Raw genomic sequence first — 22,832 nt, 5'->3', positions numbered from 1 at the left:
GTCATCAGCGCTGACCTCGAAAATTCACTGTGATTTAGATGGGGAACCTCCGAAGAAGAAGCAAGGCCAGCTTTGCTAAAGCTGCCGCGCGGCATCTATCGATCTGGCCAAATGCAGGTTTGGGGCCAAAAGCTACCGCAGAAATTTTCATGAAGAATGTCGGTTAAGTTGCGCGGTTTGTCCAGCAGCCGCCATTCCGGAATCGGCCCCAAAATAGACCTCTAGCAACGCCCTTATACGCTTCGGTTGATATCACCCGTGCGCAAGACGGTAGCCTACTCCAGGCTCTGTAAAAATCCAGTGCGGATCGGCGGCGTCATCGCGGAGCTTGGTCCTTAGCTGGCGGATATAGACGCGCAGATATTGCGTGTCATGGGTGTGCGCCGGTCCCCAGATCGCTTTCAGGATCATGTCCTGCGTCACCAGTCGACCCTGATGGCTGGCCAGCAGCCAAAGCAGGTCGAACTCCTTACGGGTGAGCTGCAGGTCCTCGCCGGAAAGCGTCGCACGGTGGTCGGCCCTGTCGATCACGAGAGCGCCGAGTGCGATCGTCGAAGGTGCGGCCTCGCGGGCGTGGTCGCGCAAGAGAACACGCAGGCGGGCGAGAAGTTCGCCCGTCGAGAACGGCTTGGTCACGTAGTCCTGAGCGCCGGCGTCGAGCGCGGCGATCTTGCCCGCCTCATCAGAACGGACGGAAAGCACCAGGACCGGCATTGGCGACCATTCCCGCACTGCCTTGAGCACCGAGACGCCATCGGCATCCGGCAGGCCGAGATCGAGGATCATCGCGGCCGGATTCTCGCGGGCGGCGATCGCGATCCCTTCCCTTGCGCTTGCGGCCTCGTGAACGAGATAGCCCTCAGCCTCCAGCGCCACTCGCAGGAAGCGCCGGATCGGCGGCTCGTCATCGACCACCAGAATGCGATTGCTCATCAGGACCTCCCGGCCAGCGGAACGGTGAATTCTATGCGGGCGCCGCGGCCACGCGCATGCGCCGCGCCCGCCGAAATCGTTCCGCCATGCGCCTCGACGATACCACGGCAAATGGCGAGGCCAAGGCCGGCACCCATTGGCATCCCGTCCCCCTGCTCCGCCCGCCAGAACATATCGAAGACATGATGCATCGCTTCCGGAGGAAAACCGGGTCCGTCATCCTCGATCCAGACGGTGATGGCGTTCCCGGTAAGATCCGCCCCGAGATAGATCGCCGAACCGATGCCCGAATATTTGGCGGCATTGTCGAGGATGTTGATCAGCACCTGTTCGATCAGCAGCGGATCGATATCCGCCGCCGGCAGATCCTCGGCAATGCCGATCTCGAGCGGATGGTCCCTGAGCGGGCCACCGAGGCGCCGCCGCGCAGCCCCCGCCAGTTCCCTGAGATCGGTCGCGCTCGTCCTCAACTTCAGCGCGCCGTGCCCGAGCCGGGTCATGTCGAGCAGGTTTTGGATATAGCGGTCGAGCCGCTCGCCCTCGTCGCGGATGGTTTCGGTGAGGATGCCGCGTGCGTGATCAGTGAGGCCCGGGTTCTCCAGACTTTCGGCCGCGCCGAGGATGGATACCAGCGGCGTGCGCAGATCGTGGCTAACCGAGGACAGCAGCGCCGTACGCAGGCGCTCGGCCTCCGAGCTGACGCGTGTCTGGGCGAGGTCCTCCGAAAGCCGGATGCGTTCCAGCGCCAGCGCGACCTGATCCGCAAGCGCTTCGGCAAGCCCGCGTTCACCGGCGAGCGCGGCGTTGCCGTCCTCGCTGCGCACGCCGAGAACGCCGATACACCTGTCGGAGGCGACGAGCGGCAGGAACAGCCAGTCGACGGCCGGCAGCGTGCTCGAGCCGCGCCCGGTGGGTTCGCCGTGCTCGAAACTGTAGCGGGCTGCCGTCATCTCGCGCGCCGGTAGGTGATCCTCGGCCGGCGACGAACCGACGATATCGAGCCTGCCATTGCCGACGGGTGCCAGAAGCACCGCATGACCGCCCAGAACGGCGGAGACATGGCTGACGGCCGCCCAGACGACATCGCCGAAGGATGCCGCGGCGGCAGCCCTGCGGGAAAATTCGTAAAGCTTGGCCGTCCGCTCGGCGGCCGCCTTCTGCGCTATCACGCGTTCGCGCAGCCGCGCCGCCAGGTTTCCGGTCAGCATCGACGAAATTACCAGCAGCACCAGGGTAAGGAACTGGGTCTGGTCCCATATGCGCAGGGTGTAGAGAGGCTCGGTGAAGAAGAAATTGAAACAGAGAAAACTCAGGCCCGCCGCAACCAGCGCTGGCTTCCGTCCCATCCTTGCGGCGACCGCCACCACGACGGTCATGAACAGGAGCGAAAGGCTGGTGATCGGGAACACCGGCCGGAGCAGCGCGGCGATGCCGGTCGTAACGCCCAAGGCCCCGGTAACGATCGCGATTTGCCGCAGCGAAAAAGGTTCGGAAACCCGAACCGGCTCGGCTTTGGCCGGCGATGCCACGGCCTCCTCGCTCACCAGTGTTAGTTCGAAATCCCCGGCCTTGCGCAGCAGCCCGTCATAGAGACGCTCGTGCAGGCTCGGCCGCATCAGGCGGGCGAACAGTGTCCGCCGGCGTGGACGCGGCATAAGAATGCGCCGCACGTTCTCGCGTCCGGCACGGGCGATCACCTCGGTCGCGCCGTCGTCCTCGACCTCCAGAAGGGAAATGCGGGCGCCGAGCTGTTCGGCGAGCCGCAGCGTGTTGGCGCCGCCGGCAGACGGGCGTCCTTCCCTGAGCCGCGATATGCCAAGCGCGAGCCATTCGACCCTTGCCCTGTCGGCAGCCCGCTTGCCCGCACGAATGACATCCTGGCCGGACGCCTCCTGCGGCATCACCACCATGATCCGCTCCTGGGTCGGCCATGGTCCGGCGATCGCATGGGCGGCCATGTGCTCCTGAAGCTGCCGGTCGATCCGGTCGGCGGCGGTGCGCAGCGCCAGTTCCCTGAGCGCCGTGAGATTGCCCTTGGCGAAGAAGTTCGCGACCGCCCTCGCCGCCTGGTCCTCGACATAGACCTTGCCGGCGCGCAGGCGTTCAATTAGTTCGTCCGGCGGCAGGTCGATCAGCTCGATCTCGTCCGCCTCGGCGAGGATCCGGTTAGGCACGGTCTCTCGCACCCGAACGCCGGTGATCCGTGCCACCATGTCGTTCAGCGTCTCGACATGCTGGACATTGAGCGTGGTGAAGACGTCGATGCCGGCCGCCAGCACGTCCTCGACATCCTGCCAGCGTTTCTGGTGCCGGCTGTCGGAGAGGTTGGAATGGGCCAGCTCATCGATCAGCGCGAGATCCGGGCGGGCCGCGATCAGGGCGTCTACGTCCAGCTCGTGCAGGATACGGCCATTGTGAAAGAACGGCCGGCGCGGCAGGACGGTGAGGTCGTGGAGCATGGCCTCGGTCTCCGCCCGGCCGTGGGTCTCGACGAGGCCGACCAGCACATGGGTGCCCGATCGCGCCAGCCTCGCGGCCGCATCGAGCATCGCATAGGTCTTGCCCACGCCCGGTGCTGCGCCGAGAAAAATCTTCAGCCGCCCCCGTCCCTCGCGTTTGGCGGCCGGCAGAAGCGCTTCGGGGTCCGGCCGCGTCTGTTCGGGCATGCATGCATCCTCATTTCGCCTGAACTGGCGCCACGGGATAAGCCTTGTCAAGCGCCAGGTTGACCGCCAGAACGTTGACCCGGACCGTGCCGTAGAGGCCGAGGAAAGGACGTTCGACCGCCTCCGCCAGAAGCCGCTCGACATCGAGCGCCGAAATGTCGCGCGCGGCGGCGATGCGTTCCACCTGCCCGAGTGCGTTGTCGATGGAAATGTCGGGATCGAGACCGGAAGCCGAGGTCGTGACGGCGTCGACGGGGGCGGCTCCGCCGTTTTCCGTCTCCCACACACGGCGTCGTTCGTTGACAGCAGAAATCAGTTCGGCGGAGGTCGGGCCAAGATTGGAAGCGCCCGCCGCCGCCGCATCGTATCCGACAGCCGAGGGGCGCGGATGCAGGTACCGGGCCTCGCTGAATTCCTGTCCGATCAGGGCCGAGCCGATGGCCTTTCCGTCACGGATGGCGAGACTTCCCTCCGCCCTTGCGGGAAACAGCGTCTGGGCGATCCCCGTCATCGCCAGCGGGTAGGCCATGCCGGTGAGCACGGTCATGACAATGGTGAGGCCGATGGCGGGCCTGATGAGGTCGAGCATCATGGTTCTCCTTATGCGAGGCCGATGGCGGTGACGGCGAGATCGATCAGCTTGATGCCGACGAATGGGACGACGAGGCCGCCAAGCCCGTAGATCGTGAGGTTGCGTCGAAGCAATGCGGCGGCGCTCGCCGGCTGGTAGCGCACGCCGCGAAGCGCCAGCGGAATGAGCGCGACGATGACCAGTGCATTGAAGATCACCGCCGAAAGGATCGCGCTCTGGGGCGTCGAAAGCCTCATCACGTTGAGGATCGCGAGGCCCGGAAACGCAGCCATGAAGATCGCCGGAAGAATCGCGAAATACTTCGCGACGTCGTTGGCGATCGAGAACGTCGTGAGAGCGCCGCGCGAGATCAGCAACTGCTTACCGACCATCACCACCTCGATAAGCTTGGTCGGGTCGCTGTCGAGATCGATCAGGTTCGCCGCCTCCTTGGCAGCAAGCGTTCCGGAATTCATCGCGACGCCGACATCGGCCTGGGCGAGCGCCGGCGCGTCATTCGAGCCGTCACCGCACATCGCGACCAGCCGGCCGCCGGCCTGTTGCTGGCGGATGAAGTCGAGCTTCATTTCCGGCGTCGCCTCGGCCAGGAAATCGTCGACGCCGGCTTCCGCCGCAATTGCGGCCGCCGTCAGCGGGTTGTCGCCGGTGATCATCACCGTGCGGATGCCGATCGCGCGCAATTCGGCAAAGCGCTCGCGCACGCCGGGCTTGATGATGTCCTTCAGGTGCACCGCGCCGAGAATGCGGCTGCCTTCCGCCACTAGCAGCGGCGTGCCGCCCGAACGTGCGATCTCCTCGATCGCCGCCCGGAGGGCCGGATCGACGGAAGCGCCGGTGAACCTCTCCATGGCGTCAACCGCCCCCTTGCGCAGACGCCTTCCATCGAGATCAAGACCGGAAAGCCTGGTGCTGGCCGAGAACGCAACCGGCGTGCCGCCGTCCCCTGCCCTCCTGTCAAGATCGGACGCCTGCCTTGCGGCAAGGATCACGATCGACTTACCTTCCGGCGTCTCGTCCGCGAGCGAAGCCAGGAAGGCTGATTCCGCCAGTTCGCGTGAGCTGACGCCCGCTGCCGGGATCAAGGCATCGGCCATGCGGTTTCCGAAGGTGATCGTGCCGGTCTTGTCGAGAAGCAGCGTATCGACATCACCGGCGGCTTCGACGGCGCGGCCGGATTTGGCGATCACATTGGCGCGCACCAGCCGGTCCATGCCGGCGATACCGATCGCCGACAAAAGACCGCCGATCGTGGTCGGGATCAGCGTCACGAACAGTGCCGCGAGCGTGATCACGGGGATCACCAGTCCGAAATAGCGCGCGAACGGCTCCAGCGTGACGACGACGATCAGGAAGATCAGCGTCAGGCCGGCAAGCAGGATGTTGAGGGCGATCTCGTTCGGCGTCTTCTGGCGCTCGGCGCCTTCGACCATGGCGATCATGCGGTCGAGGAAGCTCCTGCCGGGTTCGGCGACGATGCGGATGACGAGGCTGTCGGAGACGATCCTTGTGCCGCCGGTCACGCTCGAGCGATCGCCGCCGGATTCGCGGATGACCGGCGCGCTCTCGCCGGTGATCGCGCTTTCGTCGACGGAGGCCGTGCCGCGGATGACTTCCGCATCCGTCGGAATGATGTCGCCCGCCTCCACCAGCACCAACTGGCTGGCCTTCAGCGTGCCCGACGGCACGGTGCGCGGGCTTAAGTCATCTGGCGCGGACATCAGGCGGACCATGGTTTCCGCCTTGGTCGCGCGCAGGCTGTCGGCCCGGGCCTTGCCGCGCCCCTCGGCGAGCGCCTCGGCAAAATTGGCAAACAGCACGCAGATCCAGAGCCAGAGCGCGATCTGCAGGCTGATGCCGGCATCCGCGGCGCCGGCGGCAAGATCGCGCAGCGCGAGAGCCGTGGTCATCAGCGCCACCAGCGCGGTGACGAAGATCACGGCGTTGCCGGCGAGCGCGCGCGGGGAAAGTTTGAGGAAGGCCGCCTTCAGCGCCTGTCCGTAAAGGCCCTTTTGAGCCGCTTCAGCGTGAGACATCGGTCATGTCCTTGAGGGAAGATGGTTTCAAAAAGTCTGGCCGGCATGAAGCGCCGTCTGCTCGGCGATCGGCCCCAGCGCGAGCACAGGGAAGAAGGTCAGCGCGCCGAGAACGACGACGGTGATCACCAGCAGCGCGACAAACAGCGGACCATGGGTCGGAAAGCTTCCGGTCGATGCCGGACTTGCCCGCTTCGCGCTCAGCGACCCGGCGATCGCTAGCATCGGCACGATGATTGCATAACGGCCGAACAGCATCAGCACGCCGAGCGCCGTCGTCTGCCAGGTGGTTGCGGCACCAAAGCCCGCGAAGGCGGATCCATTGTTGCCGACAGCGGAGGAGTAGGCGTAGAGGATCTCCGAAAGCCCGTGCGGCCCGCCATCCTGCACCGAGGCAAGCGCGGCCGGCACGACGGCGGTGAGCGCGCCGCCCGCGAGGATGCCGATTGGCATCGACAGGAAGGCGATGACGGCAAGCGTCACTTCCTTCGCCTCGATCTTGCGGCCGAGATATTCCGGCGTGCGCCCGACCATCAGGCCGGCCAGAAACACGGTGAGCACGACATAAAGCAACATGCCGTAAAGCCCGGCGCCGACACCGCCGAAGATCACCTCGCCGATCTGCATGTTGATCAGCATCACAAGACCGGAGAGGGGCATAAAGCTGTCATGCATGGCGTTGACCGAGCCGTTGGAAGCGGCCGTCGTCGCTTCCGCCCACAGCGCGGAGAGTGCTGCGCCGAACCGCATCTCCTTGCCTTCCATATTGGCGCCCGCGCCGATCAGCGGATTGCCGGCGAGCTCCGAAAAATGGATGACGAGAAGCCCGGCGACGAACATCACGGCCATGGCCGCGAAGATCGCCCTGCCCTGGCGCCGGTCGGAGACCATGCGGCCGAACAGGAAACAGAAGGCGACCGGGATCAGCAGGATCGCGAGCGTCTGCGCCAGATCGGAGAGCACCGTCGGATTTTCGAACGGATGCGCCGAATTGACGCCGAAGAAGCCGCCGCCATTGGTGCCGAGCTGCTTGATCGCGATCTGGCTCGCAGCCGGCCCGCGCGCGATGACCTGCTCGACACCCTCGAGCGTGGTCACATGCGCCGCCCCCGAAAGCGTCTGCGGCACGCCCTGAAACGCCAGGAACAGTCCCAGCAGAAGGGAAAGCGGCAGCAGGATATAGAGCACCGAACGCGTGGCATCGACCCAGAAATTGCCAAGCCCCTTGCCCGAAAAACCGCGGATGACGGCGACGGCGACGGCCATGCCGGTCGCGGCGGACAGGAAGTTCTCGACGGTCAGGCCGACCATCTGCGAAAAATAGGAAAGCTGCGCTTCGCCGGAATAGGCCTGCCAGTTGGTGTTGGTGACGAAACTGATGGCGGTGTTGAAGGCGATCGCCGGCGAAACCGGCCCGATGCCATCCGGGTTGAACGGCAGCAGAGGCTGCAGCCGCAGAACCGCGTAAAGGAGAAGGAAGCCGGCGAAGTTCAGCGCGAGCACCGAAAGCGCGTAGGAACGGACGCCCTGCGGCCGGCTGGTATTGACCCCCGCGAACCGATAGATACGCCGTTCGGCAAAGCCGAGAACCGGCGACATGACGTGCCGCCTGCCGTCGTAGACGGCGGCCATATGGACGGCCAGCGCCGATGCCGCCGCCACGAGGACGACGCCATAAAGCAGAAATCCGGAAAGGTCGCTCATTAAGCCTCTCCTTCAAAACCGGCCGGGACGCAGAAGCGCCAGCGTGAGAAAGGCGAAGATGGCCGCGGCGACCGCGGCGCCAAGCACAAGGTCAAACATCCCGCCCCTCACAGTCTTGCTGTAAACAGGACGGCGGCGCAGAACGCTGCGAAGCCGGTTGCGGCAAGCGCCAGATAAATCAGATCAGCCATGAGGATCTCCTGAAATTGATCACTTGGAGATCGTGCAGTCCGCCGTAAAAATGCCATGAGGAATGCATGGGCGGTGTGTAAAATATGCGTAAAAACACAGACAGAAAAATTCGCGGTATGCGTTCCTCTCGCGAAGCGAAACTGCTTATCTTTAGCCTCGCCTAAACTTTAGCCCCGACTTTAGGCTTCGAATTTAGCCTCAGACTGGGCAACCCGCGCGGTGCCAAATACCCGCAAGGGCAAGGGTGCTGGGAAGGACCCGCCGTTTTCTGAAGGCTGGCGAACCCGGTAAATCAAAGGGCGGACCGCCGAAACGATCCGCCCCTCTGCACCCGTCCCAGGCACTCAGTCAGAAGCTCTGATTCTGCACGCCGGGAACGCGATGATTTAGCAACTCATAAACTACCGCGGCAATCCAGCCATTGGACTACTCTTTGCTGATCGATGCCAACGGCACGACCATCGGCGTCATCCGTCCAAACAGGTCGACCTCGATCACGACATCACCCTTGCCCGTGGTGTTGGGCGTCACCACAGTCCCGACCTGCCCGGCGAATATCCCGTCCTCGACCGTCACCCTGTCGCCGGCAACGACCTGCACATCGCTTTGCCGCTCATAATCGAAAGCGCCATTGTCCGCCTTGCGCAGGAGAGCTTCGATGGCATCGGCCTTGAGCGCATAGGGCGTCTCCCATCCCCCGAGGATCGCCGTCACATGCTCCTGCCTCAACAGCCCTCTCAGCGCCTTCGCAGTGCTGACGAAACGGACGAGGACATAGCCGGTCATCAGCACCTCGTCCTGCGGCGGCAGCAGCCTGCCACGGCGCTTGCGTCTCTTACCCCGGCGCATCGGTACCAGTGCCTCGGCCCCGATCGCCTTAAGGGCTGCCTCCGTCTCCTGCTCATGACCCGGATGAACAACGGCCACATACCAGCAGGCCGTGTCGCTTTCGGTATCGGAGGCTAGCGCCCCCTGCTCGTCCCACCGCATCCGCCGGAGCGCATCGTCACGTTCCAGCTTGCGCAGACTGCGTTCACCGAGCTCCGCTTCCATGCTGCTCGTCATCATCTTCGCCACCGTCCCCGCCACCATCATTGTGCTGCCGCCTCGCTTTGTCCGATCCGCTGTAACCTGTCGAAGAAGCCGTTGAGCGCCGTTGCCGGGGTGCCGTCATCGAGCGGCGGGAAGTAGATCCATTCCGCCCTGCCCGTATCTGACAGCCACGGATAACCGCGGGCCCTGTGCTCCTGCTCCCATGCCAGCCAGAGATCGCTTCCAACCTTCACCGGCTCGAAGTCCGATCCGAGCAGCACCGTTTCTGCCGGGACCCGGACACCCCGGCCCGGATAGCGCACCGCCTGGTCATGCATCGCATTCACCGACGGCCAGCCCATCTTCTGCATCCGCTCATGCTGGAGGGCGCTGCGGTCGGTTCTGCCTGCTGCGATCTCATGCTCCTGGAACCGGGTGAGCGGTGGCAGCGGTGTGCAGGGCTCTGAAAGCCGGATGAAGCGCTCGGCCATCCACGCCTTGCCGAAGGTCGCGGCCATGGCAGGGCCGGTTGCCGGGGCTTCCATGCCTTCAGGCACATCCTGCCAGCGTCTGTCCCGGAGATAGGTGCTGGCAGCAAACTTCACCGCCCTGCCCTTCATCGCGGCAAGGGTGAGGAAGGCCGGAAGCAGGGTCGATGCCCTCTCCCGGTCTTCTGCCGTCAGTCCCTGCCATTCGGCAAAGGCCCGCTCGTCGCTGTCATCGCCGAAGGTCGGCCATTGCCGGTAGAACTTCAGGAAGCTCTTTCTGAGTGTCCTGCGGTCTTCGCTGTCAGTGCCGGTCATCGTGGCCTCCTGTGGTTGGCATTGCCCGCGCGGCTGCCGCCTTCGCCATCATCGCCCGGACCTGCTCCACCTTTGCCCGGCGGCGCTGCTTCTCCTCCGGCGAGAGCGATGCGGAAAGCCGCCGGCGTTCTTCGATGCCACTCACCCGCTCGCGCTCGATCCGCAGCATCTCCCGGTCATGGCGGGSGGCGTCATCGACGAGGGCGGAGAGTTCGGGCGGTTTTGGCAGGAAGGAGCGGAAGCGCTCATAGCGGCCAAGCCTGAGGTTCTCGAACACTCGGCGCATGGCACCGACAGGCTTGTCCCTCAGCACGTCCGCATAAAGTTCCGGTGCCATCTCCGGATCGATGCTGTCGGGGAGGATGAAGCCGTACTGCATCAGCTTCGCCAGCATCAGGTCGGAGCGGTGTGCACCTGCCGGTTCAAGTGCGGCCCTCAACCGTCCAGTCAGTTCTGTCGATGTCGATGATGTCTGCATCTCGTTTGCCATTGTTCTGCCCTGTGCGTTTGTCGAAGGATGCCTGCGCCCGCCTGTGGTGTTCACGCAGATGATCAGCGCGTGATGGCGGCCATGGCGGCGACCGGGCCGATGATGCGGCGGGCGTGGACACGGGGTCCGGGGCCGGCCTGTCGGTCCAGCGGTCCTGATTGAGCCATGTCGAGAGATTGCACCACGGCCGGTCGTCGGTCTTGGCGACATAGCGCTTCAGCCCGGCGATGATCGTGTCGAAGTCGGCGCGCTGCCGTGCCGAGGCCCATGCCTTCAGCGCCGTCTTGCGGGCAACCTTCTGCGGATAGATCGGCCAGACAGCGTCATCGAACTCCGCCGTCAGCCCGGTGATATCGCCACCGTGTCGACGGGACCGGCGCTTGCCGGTGCTGACGGTGTCGCCTGTTGCCCCTGCCCTCTCCGGTTCGCCTCCGAGGTCGGCCCTGAGACCTGCCCCGGGACCGGTGTTGAGACCGGCATCCGGTTCTGCTGCAAACAGACCCGCTTCAGCCCCGATGGGGGGAGCTTTCTTTTGGGCCCCTTTAGGGGCCTTTTCTTTCAGGGGGGAATTTTTCTGATAGGGGTTTGGGGGGAAGTGTCTTTTTGCAGCTCACCGTAACGCGTTACGTCACCCGTAACGCAGCGTAACGCCGCGTTACGGTCTGAGGGGTCACCGGCTGCGGTCCGATCTGCCGGTTCGCCCGCAATCGAAGGGGCTCCGCCGTTATCGCCTGCATCCTGCTCACCGTCACGCGTTACGTAACGCGTTATGCCTGCGTTACGGTCTGCATCAGGGTTTGCCGCCCTCCGTGCCCGATAACGTGCCTGCCGTCTGGCCGCAGCCGAACGGCCGCCATGGCCTTCTGCGACCACGTCGGTTTCTTCGCCTGCCGGCACGAACACGGGTTCGCGCTCGGCCAGCGCTGCAGCCGTCCGTCCGATCAGATCGGCATCGACGCCTGCACGCACCAGATCGGCTATGAGGGCGGCAACCGGGGTCATCAGCCGAGTTCCCGCTCGATCCGCTTGCCGATGCGGGCAATCTCGTCGGCCTTGCCGGAAAGATCCAGCGCCAGCTTCAACAGCCGGTCATGTTCCTCGCAGTGGGCCTTGCGGGCAGCCATGAAGCCGGCATGGAGACGGTCAAAGCCTTCCTTCTCGGCCGTGTATTCGTCGAGCAGCGGATTGCTGCCCTCCGGACCGAAGAAGGCCTCGCGGACGTCGCTCACCCAGGCCCGCGGGACATTGAGATCCCGGGCGAGTGTCGCATCGGTCCAGGATCCGCGATAGCCGCGATCACCATAGACGTCATCCAGCTTCTCGGTGATGATCCGCCGGTCTTCCCGGTCCATCGCCGGTGGCGGGTCTGCCTGCGGTGCGGTGGTGATAGCCTCTGTGGGCGCCGGGGCTGCTGTGAGGGCTGTCGTTGCCTTGACGGCGAAGGCCTTCGTTGCAGCCTTTCGCGGCTTTGCGGTTGCCATGTCCTGTCCTTTCGTTCGGTTTGTGACTGAGGTTCTGCGCCGGCAGGCCGGGCACCGGTCGTCTGCCGGTGTTGCGCCGACCTTCCAGCCGCCGGTGCGGAAGTGATCCGTGATCGCCTCGGGTGGGGCCTGCCGGAGCGTGGCGGTGAGGATCGCGTAGCCGCTCGCCTCGCAGCAGCCGCAGACGATCCGCAGGGCTGCGGCCATGCTGCTGCCGTGCGCGACGGTGGTGCGCTCGAAGTGGCGGACGGGTGTCTGGGTGTGTGTTGCCGTGGTGCTCATGCGGAGGTCTCCCGCATGGCGCCCTCTGCATAACCGCCCCATTGCGCTGCCATCGCAGCTGCAATGCCCGGATATGTCCGGGAGCGCAGCCGCCAGCGGTCCGCTCCGGGTGGAGCACGATGGACAATCGACCAGCGGCGGTGCTCGTCCGTGCCGGGCTTCGGCGGGGTCAGCCTGTCGGTCGGTGTCAGTTTCGGCAGGCCACGCAGATAGAGCGAGGTCGCCTTGAACGCCTGATCGCCGAACCACCACGGCTGAACCGTCTGGGCCGGCGGGGCATAGCCTGCAATCCGGGCCTTGGCATGCCGGTGCATCACAGGGTTTTCCACGGCGATCCGTTCGATGGGTGCATTCCAGCAGGCCGAGAACAGGGACGCCCCTTCATCGAGAAGCCGCCACATGATGATGCGGCGGGCTTCGGTGGAGAGCGACGGCCATGCCTGTTTCTCGTCGGCCGTGGTCTCGCCCGGCGGATTGGTTGGCGGACCCGACAGCCAGCGCACCCCGCTGTTGCAGAGCCGTGTGCAGGGCGGATGCATCACTGCCAGCAGGTCCCAGCCGTCATTGAGGATCTCGCGGATATCGCAGACCATGTGACGGTTGCTGCCATCTTCGGCTGGCAACAGATCGCACGACCAGACGTCATGACCGAGCGCTGCAAAGGCCCGACGGACAACGCCCGAGGTCTCGCAGCCGATCAGGATCCGCATCGGAGGTGAGGAAGGCGATGCCATCACCATGCCGGTGTCCTCCTCTCGTAAGGGCGGTACATCAGCTTCTGGTGTTCCGGGCAGTAGGCAGCACCTTCTGCCACCGGTCGCCCACAGCAGGGTGCATCCGGACCGAGCCGTTCGCCGCCCGGGGTCAGCACCAGCCGGCAGCGGAATTCGCCGCAGTCGATGAACGGCACGGTGGGACTGCCAGGCAGCTGCATGTGCTGTGTGTCATAGGCCTCGATCGGCACCTGCCTGCGGATCGGGGCATCGATGGCAGCGGGTGCAGGCTTCTTCTTCCGCCTTGCCAGAAGCCTTGCCGCCTTCGCCTTGCGTTCGGCCTCGATGGCGGCTGCCTTCTCCGCTTCGGTCTTCCTCTCCCTGACGGGAAACAGGTCCGGATTGCGGCGGGCAATGCCGGCAACGACCATGCGCGAGACACCCCACGCTTTGGCAATCGCCGTCAGCGCCTTGCCATCCCGGCGCATCGCGGCCATTGCCTCGATCTCCTGACGGTCCCAGTACTTCATGCTGCACCAGCCTTCCGACCGGGCGTCAGGCCGGATCCGTCCGCCAGAAAGACTTCACGCGGCCGCCAGTCTGTGCCGCTTTCGATCATCCTGCGGATGGCCGCATCTTCGGCCTCCTCCTGTGCATCCGCACAGGGCGCCTCGATCATCGGATGATCGCTCCAGCCGCAGCGGCAAAAGCTGAACCCGGCCACCGAGACGAGATGGCAGGAGATGCGTGGCGAAAGATCTGTGCCCGTCATCGGCCGGTTTTTCCGTCGATCACCGAAAGACCACCGCCGGCAATCGCGCCGATCAGGCAGCGCTTCAGCCGATCCTCGCTGATTTCCTTGTCGGAGAGCTTCTGCAGGCAGAGCTGCGCCTCGGTCGGCGTCACATGACCGTCGGCCAGTGCTTCGAGGATCGTGCTCATCAGCTCGCCTTCGCTGGCCTGATCGCCCGCCATGCACTGGATCAGCGACAGTGCCGTCCTGCTGCGCTCATCCGATTCCGTCAGTCTGCGACCGGCAGCCGCGGCCATCGCCTCGGTCACCAATGGTGCATCGGTATCCTCTTCCAGGATCCTGACCACCGGGATCGGCATGATGTCGGTATCGCGCTTGCCGTTCCAGCGGCCGACGGCACTGGTCGAGCGGTTGGTGATCAGGGCAACGCGCTCGATCCCCCCTGCCCTTTTGATCAGGTCGCGCTGGGCGCAGCGGATGGTCAGGATGAACGGATCGATGGAGGGCTCTTCGGCCATGTCTCTCCCTTTCGAAAACAACAAAAGCCATGCGCGCCGGGAAAGGCCCGGCGTCGTTTCCCATGGCGGGACGGGGGATCGCGGTTTAGGGTCAGGTCAGTCGGATGGAGCGCCTACGGCGGGTGCAGCCGGGAAGGACACGAGAACGATGGGGCGGCGCCCGCAGCGATTGACGGGCACCAGCGCCGGAGCAGGCACCCACATGGCCCGCTCCGGCGCACCCCGCGCGGGCCGGCCGGGAGGAGATCGCCGGGTCCGCGCCGCGCGCAGCCTCGGGCAGGTGGTGCCCGGTGCGCGCGAATGGGAGAAGGAAAGAGCCATGCCATGTGCGAGGCTCCGCACAGAGGTACGGCATTGCCGGCACAGGGTCGGCAAGGTGTCTTCGATGCCGGCGTGGCATATGCGGTATGGGGAGAGATGTATCGGAGACATTGTGTCACTCAGGTACCGCCAACCCCAGTGTTTCTGACAAGTGGCATGCGACGAGTCTCGCCAAGATGGCGACATCCACTCCATCTATTTGCCTGCGGCGCGCAGCATTGACTGTCCGCACCCAGTACTGAGCGGGAATACTCCCTCGACGTCGCATGGCCTTCGCAGCCTCATAAGAGACGCCGATGTCGCGCCCAAATTCCGCGATCGAGGGCCATTTCAGGATGATTTCAGAATGCGTCATACGTAATAGGTGCCATTCCCACCCACAAATGTCAAGCGATATGGGTGTTACAGATACCTACGAAATAGGTACAATTCGCAACTATACGCGAACAACAGGCACAGCAATGAGCAATCGAAATGAACAGATTGAAAAGCGCGAACGTGCCGAACGTTTGAAGATCGCCCGCGAAGCGTCCAATTTAGGCGGGTATCGCAAACTCTCTACACGCTTTGGGTGGAACGAGAATACTTATAAGTCACATGAACGCGGTTCTAACGGTTTTTCCGTAACTACCGGTCGAGAATACGCCAAGGTTTTTGGTGTGTCTTTTGACTGGCTTTATTTTGGTCGTGGCGAGATGCGCGATCAAAACCAGCCGCTCCCCAATATTGCAGATGTTCCGCTTATTTCATTCGTCAGTGCGGGCCAACTTACCGATCAAAGCGCGGTATTCAGGTTGACCGATTACCCGACTATTCCTGCGATCGATTTACCGCAGGGTCGCTGGATTGCCTTGCGGGTCGAAGGTGATTCAATGAATAAGGTTTCTCCGCCGGAATCGATCATTTTTGTCAATCTGGATGATCGGCGTCTAGTGCCAAATGCTTGCTATGTGGTCTGCGACGAAACCGGGGCAACTACCTACAAACGCTATCGCCCTAACGAAGACCCTCCTTTTCATCCAGCCTCATATCACGACGTCTCCCCGCCGGATCTCGAAGACCCTATCCGAGTGATCGGACGTGTGCGGCGGACAGTGCTAGAGATGTGAAAGCGGGAATCGCCGCTCTTCCTTACCAAACAACCTACTCTGAGAAGATCCCCGGGATGGGAGGTCACGGATTGGAATCTTGCCGAGATTGCGGCCTCTGAGGCCATCTTTCTCGTTGCCCCAGTGCTCATAGACGAGCACCCGCTGCCCCAGGACGAGCGATCCATGCTGCAGAAATCCGTACCATTCGTAACGGCGCTCGTGGATTCATCAATCCAACCACACTGGTAGCAGTCGCGGGATAATTGCGAGTTTTGTACCCGCATCAAAGCGATACGGCTTGGCCCTTACCGGAAAAGGCTGGAGCGACCGAGTGTAATTTGCGCTTACTCGAACAGCGCAAATTCGCCTTCACCATTACATTTTTAAAAATTCCGACCAGAGAGCCGTTGGATTATAGCACAAGTCAATATGGGTATTAAATGCACCCATTTTTTGCTTGACAGTCAATAGGTGCATATGACACCCATTGGGTCTAGCCGCGGGGATGGTTGTCATCCACACCGAAATCCGCCGCTTCCGCTTTTTGCCGCCGATAGCGCAATTGGTATTGGAGGGACCTTCTATGCACCGAAATTCCGAAGCAAGGACAACCATAGTCTCAGATTTAAGGCCAAACGCCTCCACACACGTCTGTTTGCGCCGCTTCGATGACACCCCCGGCGAGCATGGCCTCGTCTCACGCATCTTTGCCGCCTTGGATGCACAGAAGGGCGGTGACGCATGATCGTCCGCCTCGCCGCTCACCGTCATCCTCTCACACCGGCAGACTGCAACGTCCTGCGTCGCATTGCACTACCGGCGACCGTCGTCGGCAGCGCGTTCCTCCTCCTGTTGACTATCAGGGCGCTTGCCGCATTCGAGGCGGCACTTGCTGCAGCTTCGGGGGTTTGACCATGACAAGGCACGAAGCCATAGCTGATGATCCCCACGGTCCTCAGGACACGGGTACCGTCACAGCCGATACCCATCCCCTCGCCTGTTCCTTCAATGCAAAGTGGCTGTGGCCGATGAAGGCTGTGATCGCCTATGCCCGCTTGCAGGATCCGGTCCGCTTTCCCCTCGGCCATATCGGTGTCGAACCTGCAGTGGAGGGAGGAGTGCTCGTCAGCGTCTTCAGCGGCCACGCCATGGCCTTCATCCACGATCGAGACGGAAGCGCATCGGAGAGCCTGACGCTCGACCTTCCCGACGCGGCCTTCGACCTCTGCCGGCCGCAGGGGCCCGTCAGGATGTCCTCATGTGGTTGGGAACATGTCTTCAGCCTGCCGGAATGGACACAACCCGGAAAGGCTCTGTTCCACGAAGCCGGAATGATGATCTTTCCGAGGATGGCGCCACCCGGTTGGCATGCCGATGCCGAGGAGGGACAGGACTTTCTACCCTTACTGTTTCAGCAGACGGCTTCCTGCTGCAGCCGCCTGATGCCCGGTCATGACTATCGCATCAGCCGCGGCATTCCCCATGACTGGAGACGGCTGATCGTAAACTGGATGGCAGGCTCCTTCGAGGCAGACCATGTCCTGTTCAATCCGAACATCCCTGCCCTGTTCTCCGGCTTCCTCGATGTCATGAACCCACAGAGCACACTCAGTACCAAACACTGGCTGCGAAAGACCGGGCCGAATGTCATGACCGTGGCAGGCCATCCGGAGTTCATCGGCTTCTGGATGCCGATGCGGGAGGATAGGCCGGGCGATGAACCGGCGGAGTTCAAACAACTCCCGGCACGGTTCCTGAATGAGGTATCCGGCCATGGCTAGTCGTCTGCCCGCACGCGAGCGGCTGGACAGTTATCGGGCGCTGGTCACCCGGGCCGTGCCGCTGGCACATGTTCTGGCCGACACCGCCGGCATGCATCTTGAGGTCATCGGTCCAGACGAGCCGGAGATCATCTGCTCGCTTCCGATCACCTGCCCTGCCGACAATCGCGAACTGATCCGACGGCATATCGAGATCCCCGCCGATCTGATCGGCATGCTGGACGCCGCAGCAAAGCGTGACGCCGAGCGACGGAGGGAGATCGAGAAGCTGAAGCGGGCGCTTGAAGCGAAGGGCGGGAAGCCAGCGAAAGACTATGCCGCAGAATGCGCCATGAAGTGCACCGAGCCGGCATTCATGCGGTTTCTCATCGAGCGGCACGATCTGCCGCATCCGGCGACCGACAGGACGGCCGTGACACGAGTGCGGTCGGTGCTGGCGATCACCAGCCGGAGCGAGCTGAACACAGACCCCGCCACTGCGGCCCGATGGCGGGAAATGGTCAATGAATATGAGATTTGGAGGCGCAAAAGCAAATGCGACCAATAAGGAACCCACCAGGAGCTTGGCCACCACGTATGCTTGCCGACATGGCAGCTGCATACTGCGGAGAGCGCAGTATCGGAGAGTTTCTGAAACGGATCGGAAGCACCTACCCAGAACCGAGAGTCGTCGATACGACACGTCGAAAGTTCTGGTACCGCGATGATCTAGATCGCGCAATGAATGTAGGCCAGCACGAACAACCCAAAGGACTAGGAGGAAAATTCCGTGAAAAGATCGGGCAAAAGCGGTACGATCGCCCTACCGAAGCATGTTCATAGGGTAACAAAGTCGCGAAAGGATGGCGGCAAGACGACCTACACGTTTTATACGCGAGGCCGAAACACAGAGAATGCCTGGCCATCAATCAGACTGCCCGATCCACTGACGAACGAATTCAACTTCCATCTCGCGATATGCGATCAGCTTTCCCGCGACGACAAAGGCTTTCTGTTGGGCGGAAAACGCCTACCGCCTTACAGGGAGCCGAATTTTTGGGTCGAGGCTGAGAAAGCTTTCGATGCTCTCATGCGGCAAAATCGTCTGGGCATCCGCGATTTTCGCGCGCTTGTTGAAGCGTTCCAAAGCGAAACAAATGCCGTCTGGCGTTCTCTTTCCGCATCCACCCGCCGCGGCTATTCTGCTTATGGCAAACTAATAATCGAAATATGGGGCAACGACATGCCCACTGACCTGACCACCGTAGACGCGCAAGAAGCCATCGATTCGATGTCGGAGACGCCTGCGGCTGCAAACCAATTCCGCGCCTATCTTTCCAGGCTGATGGCATGGGGAATCCCTCGCGGTTTCTGCATGATTAACCCAGTTAGCCATACTGAGAAGATACCCGGCGGCGAACCTTGGACCCCGTGGCCGGACTGGGCCTTTGAAACCCTATTCAGGCATGCACCTTCCCATTTGCAAATGATTGCTGTCTCAGCCTTTTTTACCGGCCAGCGCCAAGGTGACGTCCTGAGAATGAAGCGCCCTCTGGATGGCGAAACGACAATAGAAGTCAAAGCGCAAAAGACGAAGCGGACGGTCTGGATTCCGCTTCACAGTGAGTATCGAAAGTGGATTGAAAGAATGCCTGCTGATGCCGTTCAGCTGCACGTCGGCGCAAGAGGCCTTCCATTTCGTTCGGCCGATGGTTTTCGCACTGAGTGGCAGAAACTCATGCGCCGTGACGAGTTCACACGATTCCGCGAAGAGCGAATAGTGTTTCACGGCCTGCGCAAAAATGCGGTCATCAATTTATTGGAGGTCGGGTGCACCGAGAACCAGGTCGGAGCGATTTGCAATATGTCCCCGCAGATGGTTCAGCACTATGGACGAGAGGTTTCCCTCAGGTCTCTTGCGCGCGATGCCATGCACCTTATGGAAAGTCGCTGGGCGGACATTGAACCCGCTGCATTCCGGAACAAGAACAGAACGTGAATTGGAAACCGTTTCCAAAAATTAGGAAACCGGCCTCACCATTACCGCCCAAAAAAACAGGATTTATGGAGAAATTCCAGAGAGATAAAATGGTGGGTGATGTAGGTCTCGAACCTACGACCCGCTGATTAAGAGTCAGCTGCTCTACCAACTGAGCTAATCACCCACACTTACGAGCGCCTCGGCGTCGTGTGAGGGGCATATAACGAGGATTCGCAGGGTTGTCCAGCACCTTGGCCGATTTTTTTAAACGTTTTGGATTTGGGCCCGGATGGCGGGGAAAATCCCGCCCCGCGCCCTCTTATAACAGGCTGCCGCGGGCAACGCAGATCGCCTGGCCGCCGATGCGCGCACCGTTGACCTTGCCATCGGCTGTGATTTCGAGATTCAGGCGGATATAGGAAGGGCGACCCATCTCCACGCCCTGTTCGATGAGGAAGGCATGATGCCCCTCGCCGGGCGTGTCGAAATGCTGCAGCGCTCCCGAAAAGGCCGCCGCTGCGGAGCCGGTCGCGGGATCTTCCACGATGCCCATGCCCACGCCGAACATGCGCATGTGAAAATGCGCATCATGGCGAACGCCGCCGCGGGTATAGGGATAGGCCGAAACAAGGTGACCGTCGACCATCGGCGCCACCGCGAGCCAGGCACGTGGGTCGAACTCGATCTTCTCCATGATGCCAAGATTGCGGACCGGAATCATGCTGAAAGGAACGCCGGCACTCCAGATCGTCGGCACATGGTTTTCGAAGCCGATGTCGGAGACGTCGATCCCGAGCGCCTCGGCAAGCCGTTCGCGGCCGATCGACAGATCCGATCTCTGCGACAGCCGGGGCAGATCGAATTCGGCGAAACCCGCCTCGTTCGGTTTCAGCCTCACGGCGCAGCGCACCGGGCCGATTTTCTCGGCAAGAACCGAGACCATGTCGATGCCGACGTCCTCGCCGTGCTGGCGCTCGGCGAGCGCCACGGCGCAGCCGACGGTCGGATGCCCGGCAAACGGCAGCTCGCCGCCCGGCGTGAAGATCCGCACCGATGCCGATTGCGAGGGATTGGTCGGTTCCAGAACGAAGATGGTTTCGGAGAGATTGAACTCGACCGCGATCGTCTGCATCTCGTCGTCCGAGAGCCCGTCCGCCTCGAACACCACGGCGAGCGGATTGCCCTGATACCGCTCCGATGTAAACACGTCATAGATCGCATAGTCGCGCATGGCAGTCTCCTCTCCGGGACTTTCTTCAGCTATCGTTCGAAAAATGCAGGTCCAGAACCGGCGGCATTGAAAAAGCGTAGTTGAACGCGCCGCGGTTGCCGGCGGTAATCGCGAGCACGGCGTCGATCTCACCCTCCGTATCGGTCTTCATATGCTCGCGGACTGCCTGCATCAATGTCGCAGCGTCCCTTTCGGAATAGAAGAACCGGTAGAACATCACGCAATGGCGATGATGGGCGCAATAGTAATCCGCGCCCGCTTTGAGGCCGGTGAGGTCGATCCCGGTTTCCTCGGCAACCTCGCGGGTCATATTGGCATCAATGTCGATGCGGCCGTCGACGATGTCATCTTCTTCGAGAGAGCCCGAGGCGCAATAGACCTTTCCGGCGTTGGCCGTGGTCTGGCTCATGCGGATGGCGATAATGGCGCCGTCCGCGGACACGATGACGGGCATGGCGAAACAGTGAAACGTCGGCGGCGGCAGAGACTGGCGGCGCCACCAAAGGTGATAGGCATAGGGGACCATCCTGCCCGCAGCATGGACACCGGCGTGATCGAGCGCCACATCGTAAAGCGCCACCAGGCGGCCGTTGAAAAGATGCGGATTGGCGTCGGTCTCCGCCTTCCAGTTGGCGTCGATCTCGGTCCTGAAGGCGGCAAGCTCGGCAAGCTCGCCGGCGGCGACACGTATATCGATATCGGCGACCGGGAATGCCACACCCTCAGGCGGCCAGTCTCTCATAAGCGCGTGCGGCGAAGGCGTCATGTCCACTCCCATTCTCTCGACAGCGAATGCATAGCAGTTTTTCTCAGTTACGTCAGAGGGAAGGCATCATCTTTCGCTGACCTTTCTGTGGCGGACGAAGATTGCGCGAGGCCGGCGCGGCACAAAAAAAGCCCGCCAGTGCGCGACTGACGGGCTTTGTCTTGAGAGGTCGATAGATCAGGCGGCGGCAGCCAGCTGTTCCGCAAGCAGAGCGCCGAGCCGGCCGATGCCCTCTTCGATCACCTCAGGGCTGCTGCAGGAGAAGCTGAGCCGCATGTGATTGCCGCCGCTGCCATCTGCATAGAAGGCATTGCCGGGAACGAAGGCGACCTTGGCGGTCTTCAGGGACAGGGCCAGCAGCGCTGCCGAATCGATGTGCTCCGGCATGGTCAGCCAGATGAACATGCCACCCTCCGGCTTGTGCCAGTGCACGCCTGCCGGCATGTGCTTTGCAAGAGCGTCCAGCATGGCGTCACGGCGGCTGCCGTAGACTCTGGTGATCTTTTCGGCCTGCTCGTTGAAGCTCTTCTCTGCGACGCGAGCGATCGCCATCTGGTTGATGGTCGGCGAATGCAGGTCGGCGGCCTGCTTGGCCAGAACCAGGCGCTTGATCACCGGCGTCGCCGCACAGATCCAGCCGACCCGAAGACCCGGCGAAAGCGTCTTGGAGAAGCTGCCGCAATAAAGCGTCCGGGTGTTCTCGATGCCGCCATTGCGCTCGCAGTCCATGGTCAGCAGCGTCTTCTGGCGTTCGCCATCATAACGCAGAGCCCGATAGGCGGCATCCTCGATCACGGCGATATCGAGCGCTTCGGCGATGTCGAGCAGCTTCTCGCGCTCCATCGGCGTCAGGCTCTCGCCGCTCGGATTGGCGAAGTCGGCGGAAAGGTAGGCGAATTTCACCCGGCTGCCGGCGTCACGCGCGGCGGCGGCATAATCTTCCGGCGAGGCGTTGCGCGACAGGTCGAGCTTGTCATAGCGCGGCTCATAGGCGTTGAAGGCCTGCAGCGCGCCGAGATAGGTCGGCCAGGTTACGAGCGCCGTGTCGCCCGGCGACAGCAGCAACTTGCCGAGATAATCGAGGCCCTGCTGCGAACCGGAGGTGATGAAGATGTTGCCGATGTCGGCATTGATGCCGCGGGCGCGCATGCGTTGAACGATCCATTCGCGCAGGCGCGGATAGCCTTCGCTCACCGAATACTGCAGTGCCTGCCCGGCTTCGGGGCCGGAAAGAATGTCGTTGTAGGCTTCCTGAAAATCCTCGGACGGAAACAGCGCCGGATCGGGAATGCCGCCGGCAAACGAGATGATGTCCGGCTGCTCGAGCAGCTTCAGAAGTTCACGAATTTCAGACGCGCCCATGCGCTTGGTGCGCGTCGCGTAGATTTTTTCCCAGTCAAGCATGGGGTTTCCTCAGTCTTTTTTGATGCGCGAACACACCACAGAGCGTTTAATAAGTCAACAATGCTGACCTATTTTGGGGTAACAA

The 22,832-nt window shown here is 62.4% G+C and carries 21 protein-coding genes and 1 tRNA gene; 4 read left to right on the top strand and 18 right to left on the bottom strand.

Annotated elements, in window-relative coordinates:
• Positions 1 to 252: 252 nt before the first annotated feature.
• The 14 genes from TM49_RS16170 to TM49_RS16110 form a co-directional block, all read right to left on the bottom strand.
• Positions 253 to 933, bottom strand: coding sequence for a response regulator (locus tag TM49_RS16170; protein WP_045682784.1), 681 nt, complete (start codon positions 931 to 933; stop codon positions 253 to 255).
• Positions 933 to 3,599, bottom strand: a complete 2,667-nt coding sequence (locus tag TM49_RS16165) for a sensor histidine kinase (RefSeq protein WP_045682782.1) — start codon at positions 3,597 to 3,599, stop codon at positions 933 to 935. The genes TM49_RS16170 and TM49_RS16165 overlap by 1 nt, the downstream gene beginning before the upstream one ends.
• A gap of 10 nt (positions 3,600 to 3,609) precedes the next feature.
• Positions 3,610 to 4,188 carry a potassium-transporting ATPase subunit KdpC gene (gene kdpC / locus TM49_RS16160; RefSeq protein ID WP_045685356.1) on the bottom strand — a complete coding sequence of 193 codons (579 nt, stop codon included), beginning with the start codon at positions 4,186 to 4,188 and terminating at the stop codon, positions 3,610 to 3,612.
• An 11-nt stretch (positions 4,189 to 4,199) separates the two neighbouring features.
• Positions 4,200 to 6,224 (bottom strand): potassium-transporting ATPase subunit KdpB, encoded by a 2,025-nt coding sequence (kdpB, locus tag TM49_RS16155; RefSeq protein WP_045682780.1) that lies wholly within the window; start codon positions 6,222 to 6,224, stop codon positions 4,200 to 4,202.
• A 27-nt stretch (positions 6,225 to 6,251) separates the two neighbouring features.
• A complete protein-coding gene (kdpA, locus tag TM49_RS16150) occupies positions 6,252 to 7,928 on the bottom strand; it encodes a potassium-transporting ATPase subunit KdpA (protein ID WP_045682779.1) in 1,677 nt (558 codons plus the stop codon).
• A gap of 618 nt (positions 7,929 to 8,546) precedes the next feature.
• Positions 8,547 to 9,188, bottom strand: coding sequence for a transcription termination/antitermination protein NusG (gene nusG / locus TM49_RS16145; protein WP_158498651.1), 642 nt, complete (start codon positions 9,186 to 9,188; stop codon positions 8,547 to 8,549).
• Between the two features lie 23 nt (positions 9,189 to 9,211).
• Complete coding sequence (locus TM49_RS16140; RefSeq protein ID WP_045682777.1) at positions 9,212 to 9,955, bottom strand: hypothetical protein; 744 nt, start codon at positions 9,953 to 9,955, stop codon at positions 9,212 to 9,214.
• Positions 9,942 to 10,445: a hypothetical protein gene (locus TM49_RS16135; protein WP_144409586.1), complete on the bottom strand. Its 504-nt coding sequence runs from the start codon at positions 10,443 to 10,445 to the stop codon at positions 9,942 to 9,944. The genes TM49_RS16140 and TM49_RS16135 overlap by 14 nt, the downstream gene beginning before the upstream one ends.
• 558 nt (positions 10,446 to 11,003) lie before the next feature.
• Positions 11,004 to 11,447, bottom strand: a complete 444-nt coding sequence (locus TM49_RS23485) for a hypothetical protein (RefSeq protein WP_144409585.1) — start codon at positions 11,445 to 11,447, stop codon at positions 11,004 to 11,006.
• Positions 11,447 to 12,208 (bottom strand): hypothetical protein, encoded by a 762-nt coding sequence (locus TM49_RS16130; RefSeq protein WP_045682775.1) that lies wholly within the window; start codon positions 12,206 to 12,208, stop codon positions 11,447 to 11,449. The genes TM49_RS23485 and TM49_RS16130 overlap by 1 nt, the downstream gene beginning before the upstream one ends.
• Positions 12,205 to 12,948: a hypothetical protein gene (locus TM49_RS16125; protein ID WP_244464740.1), complete on the bottom strand. Its 744-nt coding sequence runs from the start codon at positions 12,946 to 12,948 to the stop codon at positions 12,205 to 12,207. Before TM49_RS16125 ends, TM49_RS16130 begins: the two co-directional genes overlap by 4 nt.
• Complete coding sequence (locus TM49_RS16120; RefSeq protein ID WP_045682773.1) at positions 12,942 to 13,451, bottom strand: GcrA family cell cycle regulator; 510 nt, start codon at positions 13,449 to 13,451, stop codon at positions 12,942 to 12,944. Before TM49_RS16120 ends, TM49_RS16125 begins: the two co-directional genes overlap by 7 nt.
• Positions 13,448 to 13,693, bottom strand: coding sequence for a hypothetical protein (locus tag TM49_RS16115; protein WP_045682772.1), 246 nt, complete (start codon positions 13,691 to 13,693; stop codon positions 13,448 to 13,450). Before TM49_RS16115 ends, TM49_RS16120 begins: the two co-directional genes overlap by 4 nt.
• Positions 13,690 to 14,193, bottom strand: a complete 504-nt coding sequence (locus TM49_RS16110) for a hypothetical protein (RefSeq protein WP_045682771.1) — start codon at positions 14,191 to 14,193, stop codon at positions 13,690 to 13,692. The genes TM49_RS16115 and TM49_RS16110 overlap by 4 nt, the downstream gene beginning before the upstream one ends.
• A gap of 782 nt (positions 14,194 to 14,975) precedes the next feature.
• On the opposite strand from TM49_RS16110, the gene TM49_RS23095 reads away from it, so the two are divergent.
• The 4 genes from TM49_RS23095 to TM49_RS16090 all read left to right on the top strand — a co-directional run bounded on the left by TM49_RS23095 (position 14,976) and on the right by TM49_RS16090 (position 19,364).
• Entirely contained in the window at positions 14,976 to 15,623 is a 648-nt protein-coding gene (locus TM49_RS23095; RefSeq protein WP_082074775.1) for a LexA family transcriptional regulator, read from the top strand.
• Positions 15,624 to 16,519: 896 nt separating this feature from the next.
• On the top strand, positions 16,520 to 17,386 hold the full coding sequence (locus TM49_RS16100) for a hypothetical protein (protein ID WP_045682769.1): 867 nt from the start codon (positions 16,520 to 16,522) through the stop codon (positions 17,384 to 17,386).
• Positions 17,379 to 17,933, top strand: coding sequence for a hypothetical protein (locus TM49_RS16095; RefSeq protein WP_052699889.1), 555 nt, complete (start codon positions 17,379 to 17,381; stop codon positions 17,931 to 17,933). Before TM49_RS16100 ends, TM49_RS16095 begins: the two co-directional genes overlap by 8 nt.
• A gap of 222 nt (positions 17,934 to 18,155) precedes the next feature.
• Positions 18,156 to 19,364, top strand: a complete 1,209-nt coding sequence (locus TM49_RS16090; RefSeq protein WP_244464739.1) for a site-specific integrase — start codon at positions 18,156 to 18,158, stop codon at positions 19,362 to 19,364.
• A gap of 90 nt (positions 19,365 to 19,454) precedes the next feature.
• Here the strand turns inward: TM49_RS16090 and TM49_RS16085 are convergent.
• The 4 genes from TM49_RS16085 to TM49_RS16070 form a co-directional block, all read right to left on the bottom strand.
• A tRNA-Lys gene (locus tag TM49_RS16085) sits at positions 19,455 to 19,530 on the bottom strand.
• A 135-nt stretch (positions 19,531 to 19,665) separates the two neighbouring features.
• Positions 19,666 to 20,577 carry a PhzF family phenazine biosynthesis protein gene (locus tag TM49_RS16080; RefSeq protein ID WP_045682768.1) on the bottom strand — a complete coding sequence of 304 codons (912 nt, stop codon included), beginning with the start codon at positions 20,575 to 20,577 and terminating at the stop codon, positions 19,666 to 19,668.
• A gap of 25 nt (positions 20,578 to 20,602) precedes the next feature.
• Positions 20,603 to 21,343, bottom strand: a complete 741-nt coding sequence (locus TM49_RS16075) for an NUDIX hydrolase (RefSeq protein ID WP_045682767.1) — start codon at positions 21,341 to 21,343, stop codon at positions 20,603 to 20,605.
• 177 nt (positions 21,344 to 21,520) lie between these two features.
• Complete coding sequence (locus TM49_RS16070; RefSeq protein WP_045682766.1) at positions 21,521 to 22,747, bottom strand: aminotransferase-like domain-containing protein; 1,227 nt, start codon at positions 22,745 to 22,747, stop codon at positions 21,521 to 21,523.
• Positions 22,748 to 22,832: the final 85 nt, after the last annotated feature.

Origin of the sequence: Martelella endophytica (assembly GCF_000960975.1) — a bacterium.
In the GTDB taxonomy this organism is placed as follows: domain Bacteria; phylum Pseudomonadota; class Alphaproteobacteria; order Rhizobiales; family Rhizobiaceae; genus Martelella; species Martelella endophytica.
This window is presented reverse-complemented; position numbering and strand designations above follow the sequence as displayed.

What these genes read in the sequence shown, in the direction of transcription:
- TM49_RS16170 (WP_045682784.1), bottom strand. Translation starts at nt 933, where the DNA reads ATGAGCAATCGCATTCTGGTGGTCGATGACGAGCCGCCGATCCGGCGC.
- TM49_RS16165 (WP_045682782.1), bottom strand. Translation starts at nt 3,599, where the DNA reads ATGCCCGAACAGACGCGGCCGGACCCCGAAGCGCTTCTGCCGGCCGCC.
- kdpC (WP_045685356.1), bottom strand. Translation starts at nt 4,188, where the DNA reads ATGCTCGACCTCATCAGGCCCGCCATCGGCCTCACCATTGTCATGACC.
- kdpB (WP_045682780.1), bottom strand. Translation starts at nt 6,224, where the DNA reads ATGTCTCACGCTGAAGCGGCTCAAAAGGGCCTTTACGGACAGGCGCTG.
- kdpA (WP_045682779.1), bottom strand. Translation starts at nt 7,928, where the DNA reads ATGAGCGACCTTTCCGGATTTCTGCTTTATGGCGTCGTCCTCGTGGCG.
- nusG (WP_158498651.1), bottom strand. Translation starts at nt 9,188, where the DNA reads ATGATGACGAGCAGCATGGAAGCGGAGCTCGGTGAACGCAGTCTGCGC.
- TM49_RS16140 (WP_045682777.1), bottom strand. Translation starts at nt 9,955, where the DNA reads ATGACCGGCACTGACAGCGAAGACCGCAGGACACTCAGAAAGAGCTTC.
- TM49_RS23485 (WP_144409585.1), bottom strand. Translation starts at nt 11,447, where the DNA reads ATGACCCCGGTTGCCGCCCTCATAGCCGATCTGGTGCGTGCAGGCGTC.
- TM49_RS16130 (WP_045682775.1), bottom strand. Translation starts at nt 12,208, where the DNA reads ATGAGCACCACGGCAACACACACCCAGACACCCGTCCGCCACTTCGAG.
- TM49_RS16125 (WP_244464740.1), bottom strand. Translation starts at nt 12,948, where the DNA reads ATGGTGATGGCATCGCCTTCCTCACCTCCGATGCGGATCCTGATCGGC.
- TM49_RS16120 (WP_045682773.1), bottom strand. Translation starts at nt 13,451, where the DNA reads ATGAAGTACTGGGACCGTCAGGAGATCGAGGCAATGGCCGCGATGCGC.
- TM49_RS16115 (WP_045682772.1), bottom strand. Translation starts at nt 13,693, where the DNA reads ATGACGGGCACAGATCTTTCGCCACGCATCTCCTGCCATCTCGTCTCG.
- TM49_RS16110 (WP_045682771.1), bottom strand. Translation starts at nt 14,193, where the DNA reads ATGGCCGAAGAGCCCTCCATCGATCCGTTCATCCTGACCATCCGCTGC.
- TM49_RS23095 (WP_082074775.1), top strand. Translation starts at nt 14,976, where the DNA reads ATGAGCAATCGAAATGAACAGATTGAAAAGCGCGAACGTGCCGAACGT.
- TM49_RS16100 (WP_045682769.1), top strand. Translation starts at nt 16,520, where the DNA reads ATGACAAGGCACGAAGCCATAGCTGATGATCCCCACGGTCCTCAGGAC.
- TM49_RS16095 (WP_052699889.1), top strand. Translation starts at nt 17,379, where the DNA reads ATGGCTAGTCGTCTGCCCGCACGCGAGCGGCTGGACAGTTATCGGGCG.
- TM49_RS16080 (WP_045682768.1), bottom strand. Translation starts at nt 20,577, where the DNA reads ATGCGCGACTATGCGATCTATGACGTGTTTACATCGGAGCGGTATCAG.
- TM49_RS16075 (WP_045682767.1), bottom strand. Translation starts at nt 21,343, where the DNA reads ATGACGCCTTCGCCGCACGCGCTTATGAGAGACTGGCCGCCTGAGGGT.
- TM49_RS16070 (WP_045682766.1), bottom strand. Translation starts at nt 22,747, where the DNA reads ATGCTTGACTGGGAAAAAATCTACGCGACGCGCACCAAGCGCATGGGC.